A 20,341-nucleotide genomic window follows, 5' to 3' on the forward strand; every position below is an offset into this window, starting at 1 on the left:
TAGCTTAGCCGAGTAAATTTTCGCTGTTGGGGCGATTCAGAAAAGTTGACTGTCTGTGATTGGGTAATTCTCTGTTCGTTTTGTGGTCTTCCGTACAGTTATTGACAGAACTCCAAGGTGGCGGGTGAACCTCATTGTTCAGTTTCTCCCAGGCATAAGCGGTATCGGCAGGTAACGCGTCGATTTCCGCCTGTGTCACTTCGCGAATCTGGGTGAGTTGGGCAAGGCGCTCTAGCCAGGCAGTGTTCGATTGGTCGTGCAGGTCCCTGGCCCGGTTGGGGCGCTTAACTTCCCATCTGAAATATCGGGTCAACACATACCGTCCACCAGAACAGAGGCCAAACAGCTTTCCTTTGGATGGTTCACCGTACTGGTTTACCGGGCAGTCAAGGCACTCACCGGTGTCTTGGTCAAACTCAAGCCATTTCGCAGTCTTGATGGGCTGGTCCTTTCGTTTGGCGCAGGGACCATTCATGGCCTCGATAAACCCGGCCCAGTCGCTTTTATCCGCCGCCTGGCGGGCAGCTTCGACGGTTTCATCGTCGGCGTGTTGGAGGCGGCGAAGCTCGCGCCAGACAGTGACCGGTGGCCCACCAATCTGCTGAAACTGGCGGATACCGTGGATGCTCGCCCAGGCACGAACCCTGGGTGCCACGTTTTTCGTTAAGTTGCCGTACCAGTCCTCTGCGTCTCCGCCATTTTCCTGAAACTCGCCGTCGATGTTCTTGCAGATGTACTTGACGATATAGCCGGTGGCGGAGCCCCTTTCGTAGTCGATATCAACTGCCTTAAATCGGGCTTCTTCCGCACCTGGCTCATTACCATCCTCAAGCAGGGCATAGGCGCCCATCAGCTCTACCAGCCGATCATTCTGTGCGGGTTCGACAAACAGCATGAGGTGCCAGTGGGGTGTGCCGTCATGGTGAGGCTCGGCAATTCGAAACCCATAGGTGCGGATGTCTTCACGATCGAGCTGCGCTCGTATCCGGGACCAGAGGCCGGTGAGGTATTGCTGGGCTTCCTGTGGTGTAGAGCCGTTGAACTTTGGATTCGGCTCGCCGGAGACCTTCACTGGATGGTATTTGCTCGGCGTGGTGAGCGTCAGGAACACACCATCATGGTCAAGCTGTCGTGCAATGGTTTCAAAACCGGCCGCACGAACTATCAACTCAGAGCGACGGATGTAGGGGTTACTCACCGTTAGTTCAGACAGTTCGGCCAGCGTATATTCCTGGCATTGATCGTTAACGGCGATCATTTCTTCCAGCAGTGAACGGTTTCGGGTGAGCTGCTCTTGGTGGAGCCTCAATCCCCAATCAGAGACGTACACGCCTTTCTGTTTCGACACCAGGCCATAGTCTCGGGCGAGGTTGTCCAGAGTCTGCTTCTGCGCCTTTCGAACCAGACGTCGCCACCAGCGCTCATCTTTTGTTCGTTCGATACGACTCTCGTTAGTAAGGCCCTTTGGGAGCTCGAAATCATAGCGGGACAGGAATTTCTCGATCGTGACTAGGGTTCGGTCAGGATCTTTAATCCGGGCGTGGATCTGCCCGCAGGCTCTTGCTTTGGCTTTGGCAAAGTCGATTATTTGAGCGTCGTCCACGGAAAACTTGAGGTCGCGCCTCTGGAGCCTGGCGCTAATTTTCTCCAGTGCAATTTCCAACGCAATGCAGTGGGTACCCTGACCTATAAGGTACAGGGCAGGTTCAAGCTTGGGGAATATCTTGGGGAACCGGCGCCGGAAGTCGGTTACGGCCATTCGGGTTTGCCGGGTACCAATGGTGTAAAGGCGGCCCTGGGTCCGGTAGTACCTAAAATCCCGTTGGTTTGGAGCGGTCATGGCGCCCATCCGTAACGGTCTGGAACTGTTGCCGTAACGGTTTCATGGACGGTTAAGTGAACCGTTAACCTAACGGTTTCAGACTGTCTATTTGAGCCTTTAACGGGTTTTGCAGGTTTGGGCAGGTTTTGTACCCGCCTGTATAACCCCAGTGTTCGCCTGGGGTACAGCAGGGGAGTACCGGATGTACCTATGGACCTGAACCTATAAGGAACGGGTATTTCGATTAATCTAACGGCGACCGGTTGGCTGAGTATCATCACGCGACCTCCGAGGTCGAGTGTCGAATCTGTCTTTCGATGTAACTCTCAAGATCCGATAGGCGGTAACGAACTGCCCGGCTGCCAACTTTGATAAACGGAACTCGAGCGCCGGCCCATCGATCTCTTTCGAGAAAGGCTTTGCTGACGCCCAGAAGCTCAGCGGCTTCTTTGGTGGTGAAAAGTGCTTTGTTCATTGCGTGTCTCCAACAGGGTTTGTTTCTGTCGGAGACACATTGACGTTAAGCGGGGAGGGTAAATATTCCCGTCTGGTTCAGACGGGGAGTTTCTGGCGCTAGACGGGGGGTTTTAGCTTGATCGGGGTCTGCCGCCTTTCTTGCTCTCCTCTGGCCTTGGGTCCAGATCCTTAACCCAATCCCTTAAGGTGTCCGGTTTCGTGTAGTAACGTCCACCGCCAAAACGCCGAATTGCCTCATGCTTGCAGATATCGGCAATACTGAGGTTCGGGGACTCCTTCCAAAGTTCCTGGGCGATCTCCCGGCATAAAACGCGATGCTTTTGCTTGTCGGCAAGCTTGGACCAAAAATTGTCGATCTGGTCCTGTTTGATCCGCCCTGGCAGTGCATCCTTTTCATCGTCACCGGTTTCATCAGACAGTTTGTTCTGATGCTCCTGATGCTCAACCTCGGTAAACCAGAACGGGGGAAGTGGTAGCTTGAGAGTTTCGCACAGCTCGCAAACACTGGTCTTGTTGATATGTACCCGCTCGAGTGTTTGCCGCTCAAAAATGCGGTTCTTAAAGCATTGAGGGAAATCTTTCGTTGCGGCCGCATGTCGCCTTAACCATCTCTCCGAGAATTCCTGATATCGTTCCCAGCGTTCATCGTCGGTCAACGGGTTTTCTGGATCTTCATAAGTCGTCGAGACATTGACGGTTATCGGCTCTCCAGTTTTCTCATTGATCTCTTCGTGAGTTGTTTCTTCCGTGATAGATGACTCGAAATCAACGTAGTGCTCGAAATCGACGAGGTTTCTTTCATCCTTCAAGACGATCCCGTTCTCATTGCAAACTTGAATCTCGTGCCGGTATTGCATCCGTGTAATCGTCCTGAGCATGTCCTGAACAGGCAAGGGTAGTTCGCTTGGATCTGAATTATTCGGGTCCTGATCGTGCCACCGATGGGCGACTTCCCAAATACTCAGGTGGTCAATTTCCGGGTGCAACATTCAATTATCCTTGTTTTTCGGCGGATGGAGTTTCCTGAGATTTCGAGAGAAAGAAATCGGTGACTTTTTGCATAGGGACGCGCAGACGCTCGACATCGAAGATGATGTAACCGTCCGTCACATCGTTCGGGTCTTTATGATTCATTAGTCGTTTTAGTGCATAGGCGGGAATATCCAAACGCTCTGCGGCTGTGATGAAGGTGCGTCGCAAGTCATGCAGAGTGAACGTTACGCCGGATAGCTTGGTTACACGGGCAATGGCTGTTCGTGGCTCTGACAAGTGGCCGCGTTCAGCGTCGCTCGGAAACACGAAAGAGCTAGACTTATCGTCGAAGCGCCGCTGTAACAGTTCCTCGATGGCATCACTGAATGGCAACCGGTGAATGCGATTGTTTTTGGTCTCGGAAATGGTCAGGGTCTTTTCTTTGAAATCGACCTGCTCCCAGGTGAGAGTGGCCGCCTCGGTTCGCCGTAGGCCGGTGAGCAGAACCAGGTGAAGGAAATCTCGCGTTGTCTGGTTGTTGAGCTGCATGGTCGCGTCGTACCAGGCCTTCAACTGGTGATCTTTTATCAGCGTTTGCCGCCGCTCGACTTTATACCAGGCGCGCTGGTGACTAAGAACCTCCACCGGGTTGGCTACCAGGAAAGGCTTGCCAGAAGCGTCCTGATAGCGTTGTAGGGCGTGGTTGAATATGGCCCTGAGTATCCGCATCCCATTATCAGCACGGGCAGGACTGCGGGCTCCGTATTCGGCGTGGCGGGTAATCACCATGTCGCGGGAAATATCGCTAAGGGCCCTGGTTTGCCAGTCCTTGAACATTTCTTTCATGGACCGGTTGTAGTCATTGAGGGTGTTGGGTTTCAGGTTCTTCCGGGTCGCCAGATAATCCTGAAAGGCATCATTCAAGGTAATCCGCCTTGCCCGTTTTTCCTGACCCTCCCGGATCGGGTCCACTCCGGAGGCAACCTTACCAAGGAATTTCTGGGCTTCTTTCCTTGCCTGCTCGACAGTCAGATTTCCATACCGGCCCAGGGTTTTTCGCTTAACCCGCCCATCGACGCGCTTTTCCACGATGAACGATTTTGCACCGCCGCTGGTCACTCGCAACCCAAAACCGGCAATGACCGAATCCCGGTAAAAGGCCTGGCTGGATTTCCCATCCGGGCCTGTTTCAGGGACGGTCACTTTATCAACAAAGCTTTTGGTGATCCTCAAGGGTAGGGCTCCATTCGAACTCGTCAGAAAGTCCCTTGTGTCTTCATGTAGACACTATGTAGACAAAAACAGTCAAATTCTAGCGGTTTTCTTCAAACAACAGCAAGCAACTATTTCTAGGAGTGCTACGTAAACAACTGTTTTTTGGTGCTTATTAAAACATTGTCGAATTTCTGCAAAGAAGGGCGCGAATAACTTAAAATCTCTCGACCTTATGGTCGTGCCGGTTCAAGTCCGGCTCCGGGCACCATTTCTCACCTCCGATCATGCTGAATGATTCATCCCGCATATTTGTTGGTTTCCGGGGCTTAAAGTGCTCTATACTCAAACTGTACAGACCTGATACCTAAAAATAATACAGGACGGTTAGTTTCTTATCGAACCTGCGCTTTATTGCCCACAGGGTGAGTAATTTGGCTGAAAGACTGTCTTTACCCGCTGACCGCCCCCTCTGGTTGAAAAAGCCCGTCAATTTCTTTGTCGCTACGGCACTTCTGTGTGCTTTCGCGGTCGCTGGAAACGCACTGGCCGTTCCTCTTTTCTATAGTGTTCAGTTCATTTTTGGTTCAATTGCGGTTTTTATTGCGATTGCCATGCTGGGTGCCTGGCCGGCCATTTTTGTGGCTGCGGCCGGTGGGCTGTATACCTGGTTGCTCTGGGGGCATCCCTATGCCCTCATGGTATTCGTGGCCGAGTGTCTGTTTGTGATCTGGTTCTGTCGCCGCACAGACGGTTCCGCGTTGTTGGCGGATGGTGCCTACTGGTTTGTGCTCGGGATACCGGCAACCTTGCTGCTCTACATCTTTGCCCTGGGGGTTGAGCTGCAGACGGCGTTTCTGATGGCGCTTAAACAGATGCTGAACGGCATCTTTAACGCAGCTGTTGCCGGCATCTTTCTGTTTTTCCTGCGATTGATCCAAAACCGGATCTCCACCGCTTACCTGGTTAGCGATCAGATTCGCGGGATTATTTTTCACACCACCCTGATGATCGCGCTTGTGGCTGGCAGCATTCCGATACTTCAGTTTGCCCATTACAAGCAGCACACCCAGGAGCGACAGGTCGAGGAACAGCTGGCCCATCAACTTGAGCGGGTTGACGCCTTTGTCAGGGCAAATCCCGGGTATACAAATGAAGCCTGGGCTCGTTTCCGGGCAAGCCTTCCGGATAATACGGATGTAGAGATCCAGCCAGCCGGCGCTGCCGAAGCCGCGTCAAAAGAAACGGGGTTTCAGCTGGAGCACAAGACATCGCCGGACGAGCCTTCCCTTATCAAGCGCTGGAAGCAGGGCAACTACCAACTGACCAGCCGAGTGGAAGGGCAGGTGCCGCTGGACGTGGTGATCAAGAGAAGTTCGCGGTCTATATCTGAAGAAATGGACCGGGCCAGCCTTGAGTTTCTGGCCTATCTTGGGGTTCTTCTGGTTCTGGGTATTGCCGTAGCCCGGCTGATGAGCAATCTCCTTACCCGGCCCATCTGGCGCCTGTCCACACTTCTGAACAGTGCGACCAATGGCATTATTACAACCGATGTCAGCGGCCGCACCGAATGGGTAAATCTCGGATTTTCCAGGCTCAGTGGATACAGCCTGGCCGAGCTCCAGGGCAAAAGGCCCGGTGATCTGTTGCAGGGCGTAGACACCGATCCAAAAACCATTGCCCGTATCGGCGAACACCTGCGCCGACAGGAATCCTTTGAAGAAGAAATTCTGAACTACAACCGGCAGGGCAACCCATACTGGATTCGCATCAACTGCGAGCCCCTGCGCTCAGAGAATGGCCAGTTGGCCGGTTTTATCGCCGTTGAGACCGATATCACCGAGCAGCGCAAGATTGCCCATCTGGAAAAAGTGGGCAGTGAAGCATTACAGCGGATAGCCCAGAGCGAAAGGATTGATGAAACGCTGGTGGCGTTGATTCAGAGCGTGGAATCCCTGATACCCGGTGTCCGATGTTCTGTGGAGCTGGAATCCCCGCTATTGAGTGACCACTGTGATCTCCATTTTGCCTGTTACCTGGCCGTACATGAGCAGTCAGGCGGGCGCTACTGGCAATGCGCCCCGGCATCACCGGCGATTGTCGACTCTGCCAACCAGACCATCGGCCGGATTCACGCCTTCTATCAGGTCGGCCGGGCCTGGTCCGCGAACGACGACGAAGTGTTCAAGCGGGCCGCCAGTATCGTATCGGTAGTGATTGAACGTTATTACGCGGAATACAAGCTCCGGGAGTCTGCCAGCGTGTTCCGGTTTGCCAATGAGGGCATTATTCTGACGGATGCGTCCGGCATTGTGGTGGACTGCAACGCCGCCTTCGCAAACATCACCGGGCTCCAGCCCTTTGAAACCCGTGGCCGCCAGATCCGGGAATTGCTGGCCGAGCTGGAGGAAGTTGCCGAGCCGGGCTCAAGGTTCCAGGATTCCATGACCCGGGAGAAGTGGGTTACGGATACCTGGATTCGCCACAAAAGCGGGCAACGCAACTGTGTTCGTCAGAGCGTGAGCGCTGTCAGGAGCAAGCAAGGCACCATCCACCGCTATGTCTATATTTTTAACGACATTAGCGAGCTCAAGGAATACGAAAGCCAGCTGGAAAGTATGGCGAAATTCGACCCGCTGACGGGGCTTCCCAACCGGGCCCTGTTAAGCGACCGATTGCAGCAGGCCATCATTCAGTGTGACCGGACTGGTTCTGAACTGGCGGTGTTTTTCATCGATCTCGATGGCTTTAAACAGATTAACGACCGTCATGGGCATACCGTAGGCGACCAGTTGCTCAAAACCGTGGCAAACCGCCTGAAAAGCGTTATGCGGGAGGGCGATACTCTGGCCCGCTTCGGCGGCGATGAGTTTGTGGTGGTAGCGCCCCTGTCTTTCGAGGTGAAATCGTGTCAGCTGCTACTGGACCGCATTCTGGACGTTGTGTCACGGTCATCGCGGATTCTGGGTGAGGAAGTGAGTATCACCGCCAGTATCGGGGTGACGGTTTACCCCCAGTCTGAAACCATTGATGCTGAACAGCTGCTTCGCCAGGCAGACCAGGCGATGTACTCAGCCAAGCAGAGTGGCAAGAACCAGTGTTTTTATTACGATGCCGACAGTGAACGGGCCGTTCGCGACCTGTTCGGTGATCTCAAACGGATTGAAATCGCCCTGGCCAACGATGAATTCGTGCTTTTCTTCCAGCCCAAGGTCAACATGAAAACCGACGAGCTGATTGGCGTTGAAGCACTGATTCGCTGGCATCACCCCGAACGTGGTCTGCTGGCGCCAGACGAATTCCTACCGGTCGTCGATCAGCACTCACTGGGTATTGCCCTGGGTGAGTGGGTCATCCGGACTGCCCTCCGGCAGAGCGAAGCCTGGAGGAAGCAGGGCCTTAACCTGTCGGTCAGCGTCAATATTGACCCGTACCATCTGGCCCAAGACAATTTTGTCGAAAGACTTGGTGCGATTCTTCAGGAATTTCCGGAGCTTGAGCCGGGGGATTTTGAGATTGAAATCGTCGAGTCTTCGTCGCTGGAGGATCTGAGGGCCGTTTCCCGGGTAATCAATGCGTGCCGGGCCCTGGGCGTGCGCTTCGGGCTGGACGACTTTGGTACCGGCTATTCTTCACTGACCTACCTGCGCCAGTTGCCGCTGGATTATCTGAAAATCGATATGAGCTTCGTGCGGGCGATGCTGGATAACCCGGACGACCTTTCCATCGTCAAGGGTGTGCTGGGTCTGGCGAAATCCTTCAACCTTCCAGTGATTGCCGAAGGCGTGGAAACTTCCGCCCACTACGACCTGCTGATCAGCCTCGGGTGTGATTATGGCCAGGGCTTCTGGCTGTCCCGACCCATTCCCCCAGATGCCCTGTTCAAGTGGGCGAAGCGGTGGCGCAAACCGGAGGATTACGCACTTGACTCAGACCCGGCCGCCCGGGCCGGCTCCGGACGGCTGCCTTGACAGCCTTGCCGCACGATAACGCCGCACTTCCAGCCACCCGTGCACTGCAAGCGCTGTAAAAATGATGGCCCCACCCACGAAACTCATGGATGGCGGCACCTCCCCGAGAAAAATCCAGACCAGCAGGGCGCCAAACAGGGTTTCCATCAGCAGCATCAGGCTGACTTCTGCGGCGGGAATATAACGGGGAGCGATCTGGATCATGATGCTGGATACTGGGAGAAACACCAGGCAGAGCAGGGCGATAAACAGTAAATCCCGGGTTGAGGGAATCACCGCGCCGCCGAGCAATCCCGCCACCAGGGCCACCAGTGAAGCGCCAAACATCAGCATCACGCTCATATCGCTGCCTGGCTGCGAGCGCGCCACGTTCAGGTTGGTTGCCAGAGCCACTGCCGCAACACCCGCCATGATCAGCCCGATGGGGTCACCACGCCCCCATTCGCTGATGGCCATCAGAGTGGCCCCGCAAACGCAGACCAGAATGACCACCCAGGTCCGCCACGGCAGGGTTTCTTTCCAGACTGCCCAGGCAATCAGGGCGGCAATCATTGGCGCCATGTTCAGGATAACCAGGACGTTACCGGCAGCGGTATTCTTCATGCCCATCACAAAGCCAAGGGTGCTCAATGAAAATGCGACGGCGCAGATCATTCCTTTCCGGCCGCACCGCTGGATTTCTGCAATCAGTCGGCCCGGGTAGCGGGCAGCACTGATCAGCAGAAAGCTGATCGCCAGAAGAAGGCCCCGCCAGAACAGGAATACCAACGGGTCGACGCTGGTAATCTTGACCAGCAACGCATCCGGCAGAATGAACAGTACGCCCAGGGCAGCAATCCCCAGGCCTTTCACACGAACTGTCTGGACCTGATCGGCTACTGACATGCCGAGGATCCCCGCAATAGCCGGTCGCCGGCGGACAGGCCCCGATTCTGGAAATACCCCTGGTTCATTTCCAGGGCATAATAGTAGGGCACACCCGCAGGGTATCTTGGGCAGTTACGGCCCTTTTCCGCCGGGCAGGGGTCCATCTGATGAATGGCGCGTATGGTGCCATCCTGATCCAGGTAGGCGATGTCCAGAGGGATCAGCGTTCGGTACATCCAGAAACTGTCTTCCGGGTCGCGCTCATTCCGGTAGACGAACAGCATGCCCGAATCAGCGTCCAGCGATGGCCGGCTCATCAGGCCCTGACTGCGCTGGGCAGGGCTGGTGGCAATTTCTATGGTTATTGGCTGCCTGGTGTCGTCAGACACCAGGCAGGCCTGCTCCACGGGTAGCGACTGATTGGCCGGCACCGCTGCCGCACACCCGGTAAATAGCAGGCCAGCAATTGGCATCAGCGCCCGCAATCTGTTCATGAGCGCAGCCGGTATCCGGTTTTGAAGATCCACCACACGCCAACCATGCAACTGGTCAGGAAAAAGAAGGTCATGCCCACGCTGATACCCACATGCACATCCGAGACCCCGTAGAAGGCCCAACGGAAACCGCTGATCAGGTAAACCACCGGATTGAACAGGCTGACGGTCTGCCAGGCTTCGGGCAGCATATCGATGGAATAGAAGGTACCACCCAGAAAGACCAGGGGTGTGACAATCATCAGCGGGACAATCTGGAGCTTTTCAAACCCGTCGGCCCAGATCCCGATAATGAAACCGAAAAGACTGAAGGTGATGGCGGTCAGCACCAGAAAGGCAAACATCCAGAACGGGTGGAGCACATCGTAGTTCACAAACAGCTTGGCGGTCAGCAGAATGATGATGCCCAGAATCACCGATTTGGTAGCCGCCGCGCCCACGTAGCCCAGCACCACCTCAAGATAGGACACAGGTGCAGACAGGACTTCATAGATCGTGCCGGAGAACTTCGGCATGTAGATACCGAAAGACGCATTGGAAATGCTCTGCATCAACAGCGACAGCATCACCAGCCCCGGAATGATGTAGGCACCGTAGCTGATGTTGTCGATATCACCCATCCTGCTGCCAATGGCGGATCCGAACACCACGAAATACAGGCACGTGGAGATTACCGGTGAGGCCACGCTCTGCATCAGTGTCCGGCGCATGCGGGCCATTTCAAACTTGTAGATTGCGCTCACACCGTGAAGGTTCATGAGGTCAGGACTCCTGAAGAGTTGGCGGTTATTCGTGTACCAGATTGACGAAGATGTCTTCCAGTGAACTTTCCCGGGTCTGAAGGTCGCGATACTCGATACCGAGTTCACTCAGCTTCCGAAGCAGTCGCGCAACGCCGTCCTGCTCTTCCTGGGAATCGAAAGAATAGATCAGCTCATAGCCGTCGTCTGATAGCTCGACCGGCTCAAGGAGCAGCTCACCCGGGAGTTTTTCCATGGGTTTCTGCAGGTGAAGCCTGAGCTCTTTCTTGCCCAGTTTGCTCATCAGCGTGGATTTTTCTTCAACCAGAATGATCTCGCCGTCCCGGATCACGCCAATACGATCCGCCATTTCCTCGGCTTCTTCGATGTAGTGAGTAGTCAGGATGATGGTTACGCCGTTTTCCCGAAGCTTGCGAACCATGTTCCACATATCCCGACGGAGTTCCACATCCACGCCTGCGGTAGGTTCATCCAGAAACAGGATCTGCGGCTCATGGGAAAGGGCCTTGGCAATCATCACCCGGCGTTTCATGCCACCCGACAGCGACATGATACGGTTGCTGCGTTTGTCCCACAGCGACAGGTCCCGCAATACCTGTTCGATGTGAGCCGGTGAGGGCGGTTTACCGAACAGCCCGCGGCTGAAGCAGACGGTGTCCCAAACGGTTTCGAACGAATCGGTGTTCAGCTCCTGGGGCACCAGGCCAATGCTCTGGCGGGCTTTGCGATAATCGCGAATGATGTCGTATCCGGCGGCTTTTACTTCCCCGGAAGAAAGATTCACAATCCCGCATATAATGCTGATAAGGGTGGTTTTACCGGCGCCATTCGGGCCAAGCAGGGCGAAAATCTCGCCGCTTTCAATGTCCAGGTTGATGTTTTTAAGGGCCTGAAAGCCGCCACCATAGGTTTTGTTCAGATTCTTGACGGAGATATCCGGTTGCACTGGGTTATCCTGTGGCTGCGAGTTAACGGCGGGCTAGTTTCTCATGCCAGCCATTCGTTTAGGAAGCTTTGCATTTGCTGAACAGTGCCCGCTTTCCAATGGGTAACTTGTGTAGAATTCTGGGCCTGACCGCCTCGGGTGAACAGACGATCAACAAAGGAACAGGGCAGGGATATGGATTACGGTGATAGCGTCCAGAAAGTTCTCTTGCGGAAGATACAGAAGGCCGAACAGGACCTTGTTCAGCTAAAGCTCGATTACTGCCGCTTTATTTTTGGCCTGAATCATCGGTCGAAAGTGACGCTTGAAGGTGCAACTTTTACGGTCCGGTCGGTGGACGTTGACTCCATGAAGCGCCAGGAGGATGACACCTTCAGCAAACCGGAAATATCCGGCTTGCCCGAAGGTTCAGACGACGATTCTGATATCCGGCCGCTGGGCACCGACTGGGTGCTGGTTTCAAACGAAAGCGTTTGAGGTTACCGCCTCGAACAGGCTTGCGTTGCGGGGGACGAAATGGTGCGTCTTCCAGTATTCTGCACCTTCGATGCCACTGCGGAAGCACGCGAGAAACACCGGGTTGCGAGTCAAGGTCGAAATAACCGTCACTGCTTCCGATTGGCGGATACCCAGTTTGCGCCCTGCAAACTGGCTCACAAGCCCTGCCAGTACATCTGAATTCCGCTGGCCGGGGTGACTCAGGGCACTGGCCGCGCCGTATAACCAGCATACCGCATATTCCCGGACCGCCAGATGCGCGGAATCAACATCGAAACCCTGCTGTTTACAGTCCCTGGCCTGAAGGCTGGCCAGAATGTGCAGTTGGGAAATCAGTTCACACCTGCCAGCGCTGGCTTTTTCGCGGCTTATCGGCATTGCCGGCGAACTCGTGTACCCGGGCGATGCTGACGACATCAACGGTTCGCGGCGGTTCAGGCTGAGCATTCGAAAGGCCAACAGCAGTAGCAGCGAGAGCAGTCCCAGTTCCAGGACAAAGACCAGTCCAGTTATCATCGGAAATCCTGATGTCTTCCTTGAGGCTATAAAGGCGTTGTGTAAGTGCCGGAAACTAATTGTAACCAAATGTTTCAGATCTTAAGAGCACTATTGACTGCAAGAACGCTTACAATCCGTGGAACTGTGATGGGGTAGTCAGGCTCAGCAGGTGGGCATGGTCTGAAGAGCGAGTTTTTTACGGATATACCGCCCCAGGATATCAACACCGATGTTCAGCAGCGCCGTTATGACAATCAGAACCATTGCCCGGTCGAACTGGATATTCTGGATGGAGCTGTCAACGTAGAAGCCAAGGGTATAGATGCCCAGAATCCCCAGGATCGCGGTTTCCCGCATGATGATTTCCCAGCGATAGAACAGAAACGCCAGGAACGAGCGGTAAACCCGGGGTACCAGTTCGTAGGTATAGCGATTGAATCCGATCGGTGCATCCGGTCGAAGCTGGATGCCGCTGGACTGCCTGCCAATCAGATGGCCGATAATACCGCCATTGTGCAGCGCCAGGGCCACGATTGCCGGCAACATCGACGGGCCCCAGAGCTGCAGCAGAATGTAGGCAAGAATGTATTCAGGCGTGGACCTGGTAATCACCAGAAAAACGTGCCCGCCGGTGCGCCTGACCGGCCCGCCGAAGTGATTCGAGATCAGCGGAAATGCCAACAGGGCAAGAATGCCGGTGGCCACCAGTGCGATCTGGGTCAGCAGCAGTGTGTTCCAGATTCCGGGCAGCGCTTCGGTGACCATCAGATCATTGAGCCAGGGCACCAGCCCCGCCAGACCCTCGCCGTTTTTAAGCGGTGAGGGAACAATGTCTTCGGTGAAAAACCGCTCTACATTGCCCCAGACGATGGGCAGCCCTTCGCCAAGGAAGAACGGCGCCCCCAGAATATAGACTGGCAGCAGTTTGGGTTTCACCCAGATAGGCATGGTGGCGATCAGCACGTAGAACAGAATCAGCATGGCGCCGGCTTCAGAATACAGCCCCTGGGAAAACGACGTCTCCAGAAAAAAGCCCAGAGTGGGCAGGCCGACGAAGCCGAGGATGGCGCTGGACCGCAGGCCGCACTCCAGACGGTAGGCGGTATAGGTACGCAATTGCACCCAGCAAGCCGGAATTCTTGTGTACAGAAAGGTGGAAATAACTCCGGTGCCCGGCGGTAAAAGCCGCCCGGGCGTCGGGTCGGTTTCGTCCAGTATTTCGGAATAGACTTTTGCAAAGATGCCGGAATAGGGAATGGCAATGGCCAGCACACCGGTCAGCGGATGAAAACCAAAGAACTGGAGAAAGATCAGCGCCCAGAACAGCTCGTGAATAGCGCGGATAAAAGCGCAGAACACCCGCACCACCGGGTTGCGATAAACCAGCGCCAGGATAAACCCACAGAGACTGCCAAGGGCCACGCCCACAAAGGCAAAGGCGACGGTCCGGAGCAAGGCGACCGCGACCCCTTCAGAGCTGAAAAAGTCTGGTGTAACCACACCCAGGAAGAAGCGCCCGAGATCCTTCCAGGGATTTGCCGATGTAATGGCAATATCGGCGAAAGCGAGGCAGACCAGCGCTATGGCAAGGAAGATTAGGCTGGCTTTGACCGTGGGTGATGACAGCATTTGGGAAATCAGTAAAGGGGCGTGATGTCTGCAGGGTTCAGGCGGTCGCTGGCTTCGTCCAGCGCAATCTGACCGTCCTGAATGCCGACAATGCGGGTGCAATATTTGAGTGCCAGCTCCACGTCGTGAAGGGCAATGACACCGGTGCTGAAGCGTTTTCTCAGCAAATCCATGACCAGATGGGCCATTGGACCGTCAAGCGCTGAAACCGGCTCGTCTGCCAGTAGCAGTGATGATTGTCGGAAAAGTGCGCGGGCAATCGCCACCCGTTGCCGCTGCCCGCCAGACAGGGAAGCCGTAGGCACCCAGATCTTTTCGCGCATGGACAGTTCCTGCAGCAGGGTACGGACCTCTGTCCTGTCCCGGGAAAAAGGGCGAATCAGGGTCAGGGTGTTGTACCAGGTTGCGTGAGCATCCAGCTTGCCCATGAAAATATTATGAAAAACCGGAAGGGCATTCACCAGGCCCAGATCCTGTGGCACCAGCGAAGACTCGCGGCCAACCTGTTGATGGATCAAGCTGATCAGAGTCGATTTGCCCGCGCCGCTTCGCCCGACAAGCGCCACCCGTTCGCCTTGTTTCACACTCAGGGAGAGCGGGCCTATGACCCGCTCCCCGGCGAATGAAGCCGACAGGCCGGTTAAATCAAATCCCGACATTAATCGATGATTCCGATCTGTTTTCCGACCATTTCGATCGGCGTATAGGCGTCATTCGAGACAGGAATAAAACCGGACCGGGGGAAGCTTTCCAGAAGCTCTTTATCTTCCATGTCGAGCAATGCCTGTTTCACCCGATCCATGAAACCTTCGCCGAAACGCTCATTGACGTCTCCGCGGATACTCCATTGATAATTCGGATAGCTTGGCGTGGTGTAAATCACCTTGACCGCATCCGTATCAATGTTTCCGTCCTCGAGCTCCTTCGTCCATACCGAGTAGTTGATCGCTCCCAGCTCATAGGTACCGGCTTCAACCAGTCGCAGTGTGCGGGTGTGGTTGCCACTGAAACCAACTCGTGAGAAAACTTCTTCGGGTGCCTGGTTGAACGCTTCCCGAATATAATATTCGGGGATCAGGCGACCGGAGGTCGAACCCTTGGAGCCAAACGTGAAGGTTTTACCGCGAACTGCTTCTGTCAGTTTTTCGTTCTCCTCCAGGCCAGTGCTCTTGTGGGCGATGATGTATGAATTGAAAGCCTGGTCCTCAACGCCCTGGGCGATAGCCTGGGAGCCGGGTACCAGAGAGCGTGCCTGAACGCCGGACAGCCCACCGAACCAGGCGAGTTGGACCTGGTTGTTGCGGAAGGCGGATACCGCTGCAGCGTAGGATTTCACCGGAATGTAACGAACGTCTACCTCAAGCTTTTCCTCGAGATAGTCAGCGATACCCCGGAAGCGCTCAACCAGTTTGGTTTCGTCTTCGTCAGGTATGGCGGTGAATACAAGGGTCTGAGCTGAAACCGCCGCCGAACTGGCAAAGAATAGAATGCCTGCCGCGGCCAATTTCCGTATAAGGTTGATAGCCATGTTGAATCCTTTGAGTCAGGGATGTGTTACTCGAGACTTGTCTGAAAAAAACCAATGAATGCCGCAAATTAAGGGCGCCAACAGCATACCGTGATTTACGCATTCCCGGAACATCTATACGATCCTGATATCCAAACAGGTTGTTCATCTCGTGAAAAATCCAGTAAGTAAAATGCGGTAAAACGAGGGCAGGAGAAACAAGCCGATGATGATTGTGATCATTACCCCGGCCCCAACCGGTTCAAAAGCGGGGAACCGGGCAACCGCTGAACGCTGGGCCGGACTGCTTGAGCATGAGGGACATCAGGTTTCTGTTCAAACCGACTACATTGACACGCCCTGTGACCTGCTGATTGCCCTTCATGCCTGGCGCAGCCACTCCGCCGTAGCAAGGTTTCGTAAGGTTCAACCCCGGGCTCCACTGATCGTTGTGCTGACGGGCACCGACATCTATCACCACCAGCACAAGTTTCCTGAAGATACGCTTCGAACCATGGAGCAGGCGGATTGCCTGGTCGGGCTGCACCGTCGTGTGGCCTTGGACATTCCGGAACGATTCGCTCCCAGGCTGATGACCGTTCTTCAGTCAGCGGAACAGCTGGGTGCGTCGACAGGCGATACCGACAACTTTCAGCTTTGCGTGATCGGCCACTTGCGGGATGAGAAAGATGCCTTACGCGCGGCCCTTGCCGCCCGCTTACTTCCCGACGATTCCGCCATAAAGGTGATCAATGCCGGAAAGCCACACACGCCAGAGTGGGAGGCACAGGCTCGACAGGAGCAGGAAACCAATCCACGGTTCGAGTGGATTGGTGAAATTGACAAGCCGGCGATTCAGGCGTTGATGAGGCAATCAAAACTGATGGTGATCAGCTCGGTTATGGAGGGCGGCGCCAATGTGGTTTCCGAAGCCTGTCGTGCCGGATTACCGATTCTGGCGTCGGACATTTCCGGCAATATCGGTCTGCTGGGAGACGAATACCCGGGCTATTTCCGCACCGGCGACCACCAGGACCTGGCGCAGTTACTGACCCGGGCCGAAAACTCACCCAGCTTTCTTGCCGAACTCAAAAACAGGGTCAGCAGACGGGCAGCAGATTTCACACCGGAAGCGGAGCAGGCCTCATTGGCCGCAGCCATTGACCGGGCTGTGGCACAGCGAGCCGCGTTAAACCGGGCTAATCCGTCAGGGTAATCGGCTCAATCGGGCCGGTTTCGTCCTGGGGCAGGATCCGCCCGATGATTGCAGTATGTGGATAGCCAAGGCTCTTGAGCTCTGCTACACAAGCCTCGGCCTGGTCCGCAGGCACACTGGCCAGCAGGCCACCGGCTGTCTGCGGGTCGAAAATGAGCGGATACCGCGGGTGTTTCACCCATTTTTCCTGATCCCGAATGCCCCGACGAAGCCGGATGTTGGCCGGCTGAAGTGAGCTCAGAATACCGGCAGCGGCGGTTTCCTCAGCGCCTGGTAATATCGGAATATCGCCAAGACTGACTTCGGCATCGACACCGGAGGGCCGGGTCATTTCAACCAGGTGGCCCAGCAGGCCGAAACCGGTAACGTCCGTGCAGGCTTTGGAACCATAGCGGTTCAGGCATTCAGCGCCGGCCTTGTTTGACTGGATCATCGATGCCAGAGCGCTGTCGATCCACCGGCCCCTGGCTTCCAGCTTGGCGTGCGCCGCAAACAGCGTCCCTGTGCCGATGGGCTTGGTCAGGATCAGGGCATCACCGGCCCTCAGGCCACCCTTGCTCATCACCTGATCCGGATCGATGAGCCCGTTTACCGCAAAACCCAGGGCGAGCTCCTTGCCTTCACCAGTGTGGCCGCCAACCAGGGCACAGCCGGCCTCGTTCAGCACCTCCACGGCGCCGGACATCATCTGGAATACAACGTCCTCAACCTTGGACTCAATACCGTAGGGCACGGTGGCAACCGCTGTTGCACTCTGGGCTTCAGCGCCCATGGCAAAAACGTCACCCAGGGCATGGTTTGCTGCCACTTTACCGAAAGTGTAGGGGTCATCAATAAAGGCACGGAAAAAGTCCACGGTGTGAACCACCGCTTTTCCCGGCGGTACCCTCAATACTGCCGCATCGTCTGGTGCGTGCAGGCCGATGATTATATCGTCCCGCTCAATTGGGCGAAGTTCACCCAGGGCCCGGGACAGCACCGTGCTACCGACTTTGGCGCCACAACCGCCACATCGCATGGCCACGGCGGAAATGGCCTGGGAGGCCTCTTCCGCATTCTGGGCGGCGCCGGTGTCAGGCAGGGCGGCGGATTCTTCCATCGGCGGCAGGTCATTGAATTTCGCCATGAACCGGTGATCGATCCAGTTTTTCCACTGCCACACCCAGGCACCGGAGAAAGACCGGTCTCCGCGGGATGCGATAGCGTATTTATCACCCGTGCTGATCAGCGCCAGCCATTTTTTCTGGGGCCTGAACGGCTTTACAGGCTTGCCCAGGGCAAGCTTTTTCAGGTTATCCGCGAGCGGGCGGCCCTGACGAACTGCAAAAACGCCCGCCTTCTCCCGGGGATGGTTGATCACATTCGCGATGTCACCCGCGGCGAAAATCGAATCGTCGGTTTCGGTCTGCAGGGTATCCCGCACCCGAATAAAACCACCCTCATCAAGGGCCAGGCCGGTATCCTTGAGCCAGGCCGGACCGCCGGCGCGGGTAACCCAGAGTACGTGGTCTGCCTGCACGGATTCCCCGCTCTCGGTTTTCAGGGTCTGGCTATCCACCTGGGAAACGGCAGAACCCAGGTGAACCTTGATGCCGCGCTGCTGGAGCGTCCGTTTGAAAATGTCGCGAACGTCGGCATTGTGGGTTGGCAGAATCTGGGGCGCAGCGTCGAACAGGTGGAACTGCAGCTGCTCCGTGTCATGGCCCCGTTTCTTCATTTCGTTCCGCAGTCTGAACTGCATGGCAAGAGTCAACTCAACCCCGCCGGCGCCGGCGCCGACCACGGCAATACTCAGCGGGCCATCGTGGTTCTCAAGCTGTGACAACAGCGACAGCCAGCGCTGGTTAAAACCATTGATGGGTTTTACCGGAACGGCATGTTCACTGGCCCCGGCCACGTCGCCCACGCGGGGGGATGAACCGATATTCACCGAAAGCAGGTCGTAGGGCACATCCGGACGCGACCGGCAGATCACCTTTTTGGAGTGGCGGTCTATGCCAAGTGCTTCATCGCGATAGAATCGGGCACCGGCAAACTCAGCGAGACGACTGAGATCAATATGGACCTCGTCATAGCTGTAATGCCCGGCAACATAGCCCGGAAGCATCCCGGAGTAGGGCGTGTGGGTGTCTCGGCAGATAAGGGTAAGGCGGACACCGGGCACGGGGTTCATCGCAAAACGCTTCAGAACCCCTACATGGCTGTGCCCACCGCCAATCAGGACAATGTCCCGTAATACAGGCTGGTCAGATTGTTGCATTAAAGAACTTTTTTCGCCTCTGCGCTGAAGGTGCTGAAACCTTTAACCGTACTGAATGCAGCCAGCTTTTCCTTATCCGCATCGGAGGGGTTGGCGATCTGAGAAATATCGGTGATCCCGGCGTCTTTCATTTTTTTCGCGGTAGCAGGGCCGATGCCCTTGATCCGCGTGAGGTCTGTGCTGTCTGCCGCTTTCGCAGCTGCGGCAGGCTTGCGAGCTGCGGGCCTGGCTGAGGTCGGTTTCTTCGCGGCTGGCTTTGTTGCCGGTTTTTTGGCCGTTGTTTTCTTGGCCGATGGTGGCTTGGCAGCAGTGGACTTGGCCGTTGTTTTCTTGGCAGCCGTTTTTTTGGCGGCTGGCTTTTTGGCCGCCGGTTTCTTCGTAGCCTTGGCCGATTTTCCGGATGTCTTCTTTTCGTCACTGCCGGCCCTGCTGCCAGAGATGCCCAGGCGTTCCATCACGCTGCTCTGGAGATCATGGAACTCGTCCATGCGACGATCAAATTCATCACTGAACCGCTTGATTTCACGGTTGCGGAGTTCATCGAGTTCTTTCAGCAGCTTCCTTACCGGCTCCTGAATCTGGCTCTGAAACCCGTCAAGCTGTTTGAGCGAATCATTGATCAGTTTCTCAACCCGTTCTGACGTTTTTTCAAACTCTTTATTAACGCGATCAACAACTTTATCGACATTTGGCTTCTTGGCTTTCTTGCCCATACGAGATTTCTCCTGGCGGTTCAGTCTTGCAATGTATAACGCGGCTTCAGGCCGTCTGACGGTCCCGGGATGATGATGGCCCGGCTGACCGCCGGGACTTCAGGGACTGCTTCTTGCCCAATACATCCCGGATACGGCGAAGTTTCCCTGAAAACTCAGTATCGTTTCCTGTGCTAAGTTCTGAAAAATCAATTGAATAGAAGAAATTGCTACAGTGTTTTCTGCGTTCGGTAATCAGACCATTGATGCCGTCCGCACGGATGTCATCAAAGGGCATTTCCATAACCAGATTCATCACCAGAGTATCCCCGGGCTCGAACACCTTGTCGGTTTTCATGACACAGCCGTAGTCGTCCAGCTCAAACAGCGCTGCCCGCACTTGTTCACGGCGGAACAGGCCCTTTTTAACGTTAAAATGGGCGAACAGATCGGGCAGGGCTTCCTTCATCGTGAACATAGTTTGGATCTACAGACGTCCCTAATCGGTTATTGATTAAA

The 20,341-nt window shown here is 55.3% G+C and carries 18 protein-coding genes; 3 read left to right on the forward strand and 15 right to left on the reverse strand.

What is annotated here, in order from left to right; genetic code table 11:
• Positions 1 to 4: 4 nt before the first annotated feature.
• The 4 genes from E5Q11_RS03790 to E5Q11_RS03805 all read right to left on the reverse strand — a co-directional run bounded on the left by E5Q11_RS03790 (position 5) and on the right by E5Q11_RS03805 (position 4,504).
• A complete protein-coding gene (locus tag E5Q11_RS03790) occupies positions 5 to 1,840 on the reverse strand; it encodes a replication endonuclease (RefSeq protein ID WP_168215600.1) in 1,836 nt (611 codons plus the stop codon).
• A 259-nt stretch (positions 1,841 to 2,099) separates the two neighbouring features.
• Complete coding sequence (locus tag E5Q11_RS03795) at positions 2,100 to 2,297, reverse strand: helix-turn-helix transcriptional regulator (RefSeq protein ID WP_085680607.1); 198 nt, start codon at positions 2,295 to 2,297, stop codon at positions 2,100 to 2,102.
• A gap of 112 nt (positions 2,298 to 2,409) precedes the next feature.
• Positions 2,410 to 3,288 (reverse strand): hypothetical protein, encoded by an 879-nt coding sequence (locus E5Q11_RS03800; RefSeq protein WP_135802048.1) that lies wholly within the window; start codon positions 3,286 to 3,288, stop codon positions 2,410 to 2,412.
• A 4-nt stretch (positions 3,289 to 3,292) separates the two neighbouring features.
• Complete coding sequence (locus E5Q11_RS03805) at positions 3,293 to 4,504, reverse strand: tyrosine-type recombinase/integrase (RefSeq protein WP_135802049.1); 1,212 nt, start codon at positions 4,502 to 4,504, stop codon at positions 3,293 to 3,295.
• A 413-nt stretch (positions 4,505 to 4,917) separates the two neighbouring features.
• On the opposite strand from E5Q11_RS03805, the gene E5Q11_RS03810 reads away from it, so the two are divergent.
• A complete protein-coding gene (locus E5Q11_RS03810; protein ID WP_135802050.1) occupies positions 4,918 to 8,454 on the forward strand; it encodes an EAL domain-containing protein in 3,537 nt (1,178 codons plus the stop codon).
• Here E5Q11_RS03810 and E5Q11_RS03815 read toward each other — a convergent pair.
• From E5Q11_RS03815 to E5Q11_RS03830, 4 genes are read right to left on the reverse strand one after another with little or no spacing between them, the layout of a single operon-like run.
• A complete protein-coding gene (locus tag E5Q11_RS03815; protein ID WP_135802051.1) occupies positions 8,413 to 9,339 on the reverse strand; it encodes a DMT family transporter in 927 nt (308 codons plus the stop codon). The genes E5Q11_RS03810 and E5Q11_RS03815 overlap by 42 nt on opposite strands.
• Positions 9,330 to 9,815 (reverse strand): DUF192 domain-containing protein, encoded by a 486-nt coding sequence (locus E5Q11_RS03820; protein WP_168215601.1) that lies wholly within the window; start codon positions 9,813 to 9,815, stop codon positions 9,330 to 9,332. The genes E5Q11_RS03815 and E5Q11_RS03820 overlap by 10 nt, the downstream gene beginning before the upstream one ends.
• Positions 9,812 to 10,573 (reverse strand): ABC transporter permease, encoded by a 762-nt coding sequence (locus E5Q11_RS03825; RefSeq protein ID WP_135802052.1) that lies wholly within the window; start codon positions 10,571 to 10,573, stop codon positions 9,812 to 9,814. Before E5Q11_RS03825 ends, E5Q11_RS03820 begins: the two co-directional genes overlap by 4 nt.
• 28 nt (positions 10,574 to 10,601) lie before the next feature.
• Positions 10,602 to 11,522 carry an ABC transporter ATP-binding protein gene (locus E5Q11_RS03830; RefSeq protein ID WP_135802053.1) on the reverse strand — a complete coding sequence of 307 codons (921 nt, stop codon included), beginning with the start codon at positions 11,520 to 11,522 and terminating at the stop codon, positions 10,602 to 10,604.
• Between the two features lie 174 nt (positions 11,523 to 11,696).
• On the opposite strand from E5Q11_RS03830, the gene E5Q11_RS03835 reads away from it, so the two are divergent.
• Complete coding sequence (locus E5Q11_RS03835) at positions 11,697 to 11,999, forward strand: hypothetical protein (protein ID WP_135802054.1); 303 nt, start codon at positions 11,697 to 11,699, stop codon at positions 11,997 to 11,999.
• Here the strand turns inward: E5Q11_RS03835 and E5Q11_RS03840 are convergent.
• The 4 genes from E5Q11_RS03840 to E5Q11_RS03855 form a co-directional block, all read right to left on the reverse strand.
• On the reverse strand, positions 11,982 to 12,536 hold the full coding sequence (locus E5Q11_RS03840) for a hypothetical protein (RefSeq protein WP_135802055.1): 555 nt from the start codon (positions 12,534 to 12,536) through the stop codon (positions 11,982 to 11,984). The two genes, E5Q11_RS03835 and E5Q11_RS03840, sit on opposite strands and share 18 nt — an antisense overlap.
• A gap of 144 nt (positions 12,537 to 12,680) precedes the next feature.
• The gene (locus tag E5Q11_RS03845; RefSeq protein WP_135802056.1) at positions 12,681 to 14,147 is read right to left on the reverse strand and encodes a PhnE/PtxC family ABC transporter permease; all 1,467 of its coding nucleotides are present in this window, start codon (positions 14,145 to 14,147) and stop codon (positions 12,681 to 12,683) included.
• Between the two features lie 8 nt (positions 14,148 to 14,155).
• Entirely contained in the window at positions 14,156 to 14,806 is a 651-nt protein-coding gene (locus E5Q11_RS03850) for an ATP-binding cassette domain-containing protein (RefSeq protein ID WP_135802057.1), read from the reverse strand.
• Positions 14,806 to 15,675, reverse strand: coding sequence for a putative selenate ABC transporter substrate-binding protein (locus tag E5Q11_RS03855; RefSeq protein ID WP_135802058.1), 870 nt, complete (start codon positions 15,673 to 15,675; stop codon positions 14,806 to 14,808). The genes E5Q11_RS03850 and E5Q11_RS03855 overlap by 1 nt, the downstream gene beginning before the upstream one ends.
• A 205-nt stretch (positions 15,676 to 15,880) precedes the next feature.
• On the opposite strand from E5Q11_RS03855, the gene senB reads away from it, so the two are divergent.
• Complete coding sequence (gene senB, locus E5Q11_RS03860; protein WP_135802059.1) at positions 15,881 to 16,870, forward strand: selenoneine biosynthesis selenosugar synthase SenB; 990 nt, start codon at positions 15,881 to 15,883, stop codon at positions 16,868 to 16,870.
• On the opposite strand, the gene selD is transcribed toward senB, so the two are convergent.
• Genes selD through E5Q11_RS03875 form a run of 3 tightly spaced genes read right to left on the reverse strand, consistent with a single transcriptional unit; the run spans position 16,854 to position 20,291 of the window.
• Positions 16,854 to 19,130: a selenide, water dikinase SelD gene (selD, locus tag E5Q11_RS03865; protein WP_135802060.1), complete on the reverse strand. Its 2,277-nt coding sequence runs from the start codon at positions 19,128 to 19,130 to the stop codon at positions 16,854 to 16,856. The genes senB and selD overlap by 17 nt on opposite strands.
• A complete protein-coding gene (locus E5Q11_RS03870; protein WP_135802061.1) occupies positions 19,130 to 19,843 on the reverse strand; it encodes a helix-hairpin-helix domain-containing protein in 714 nt (237 codons plus the stop codon). The genes selD and E5Q11_RS03870 overlap by 1 nt, the downstream gene beginning before the upstream one ends.
• Positions 19,844 to 19,889: 46 nt before the next feature.
• A complete protein-coding gene (locus tag E5Q11_RS03875; RefSeq protein WP_135802425.1) occupies positions 19,890 to 20,291 on the reverse strand; it encodes a hypothetical protein in 402 nt (133 codons plus the stop codon).
• Positions 20,292 to 20,341: the final 50 nt, after the last annotated feature.

The sequence above is a fragment of the Marinobacter confluentis genome, from assembly GCF_004785685.1.
In the GTDB taxonomy this organism is placed as follows: Bacteria; Pseudomonadota; Gammaproteobacteria; order Pseudomonadales; family Oleiphilaceae; genus Marinobacter; species Marinobacter confluentis.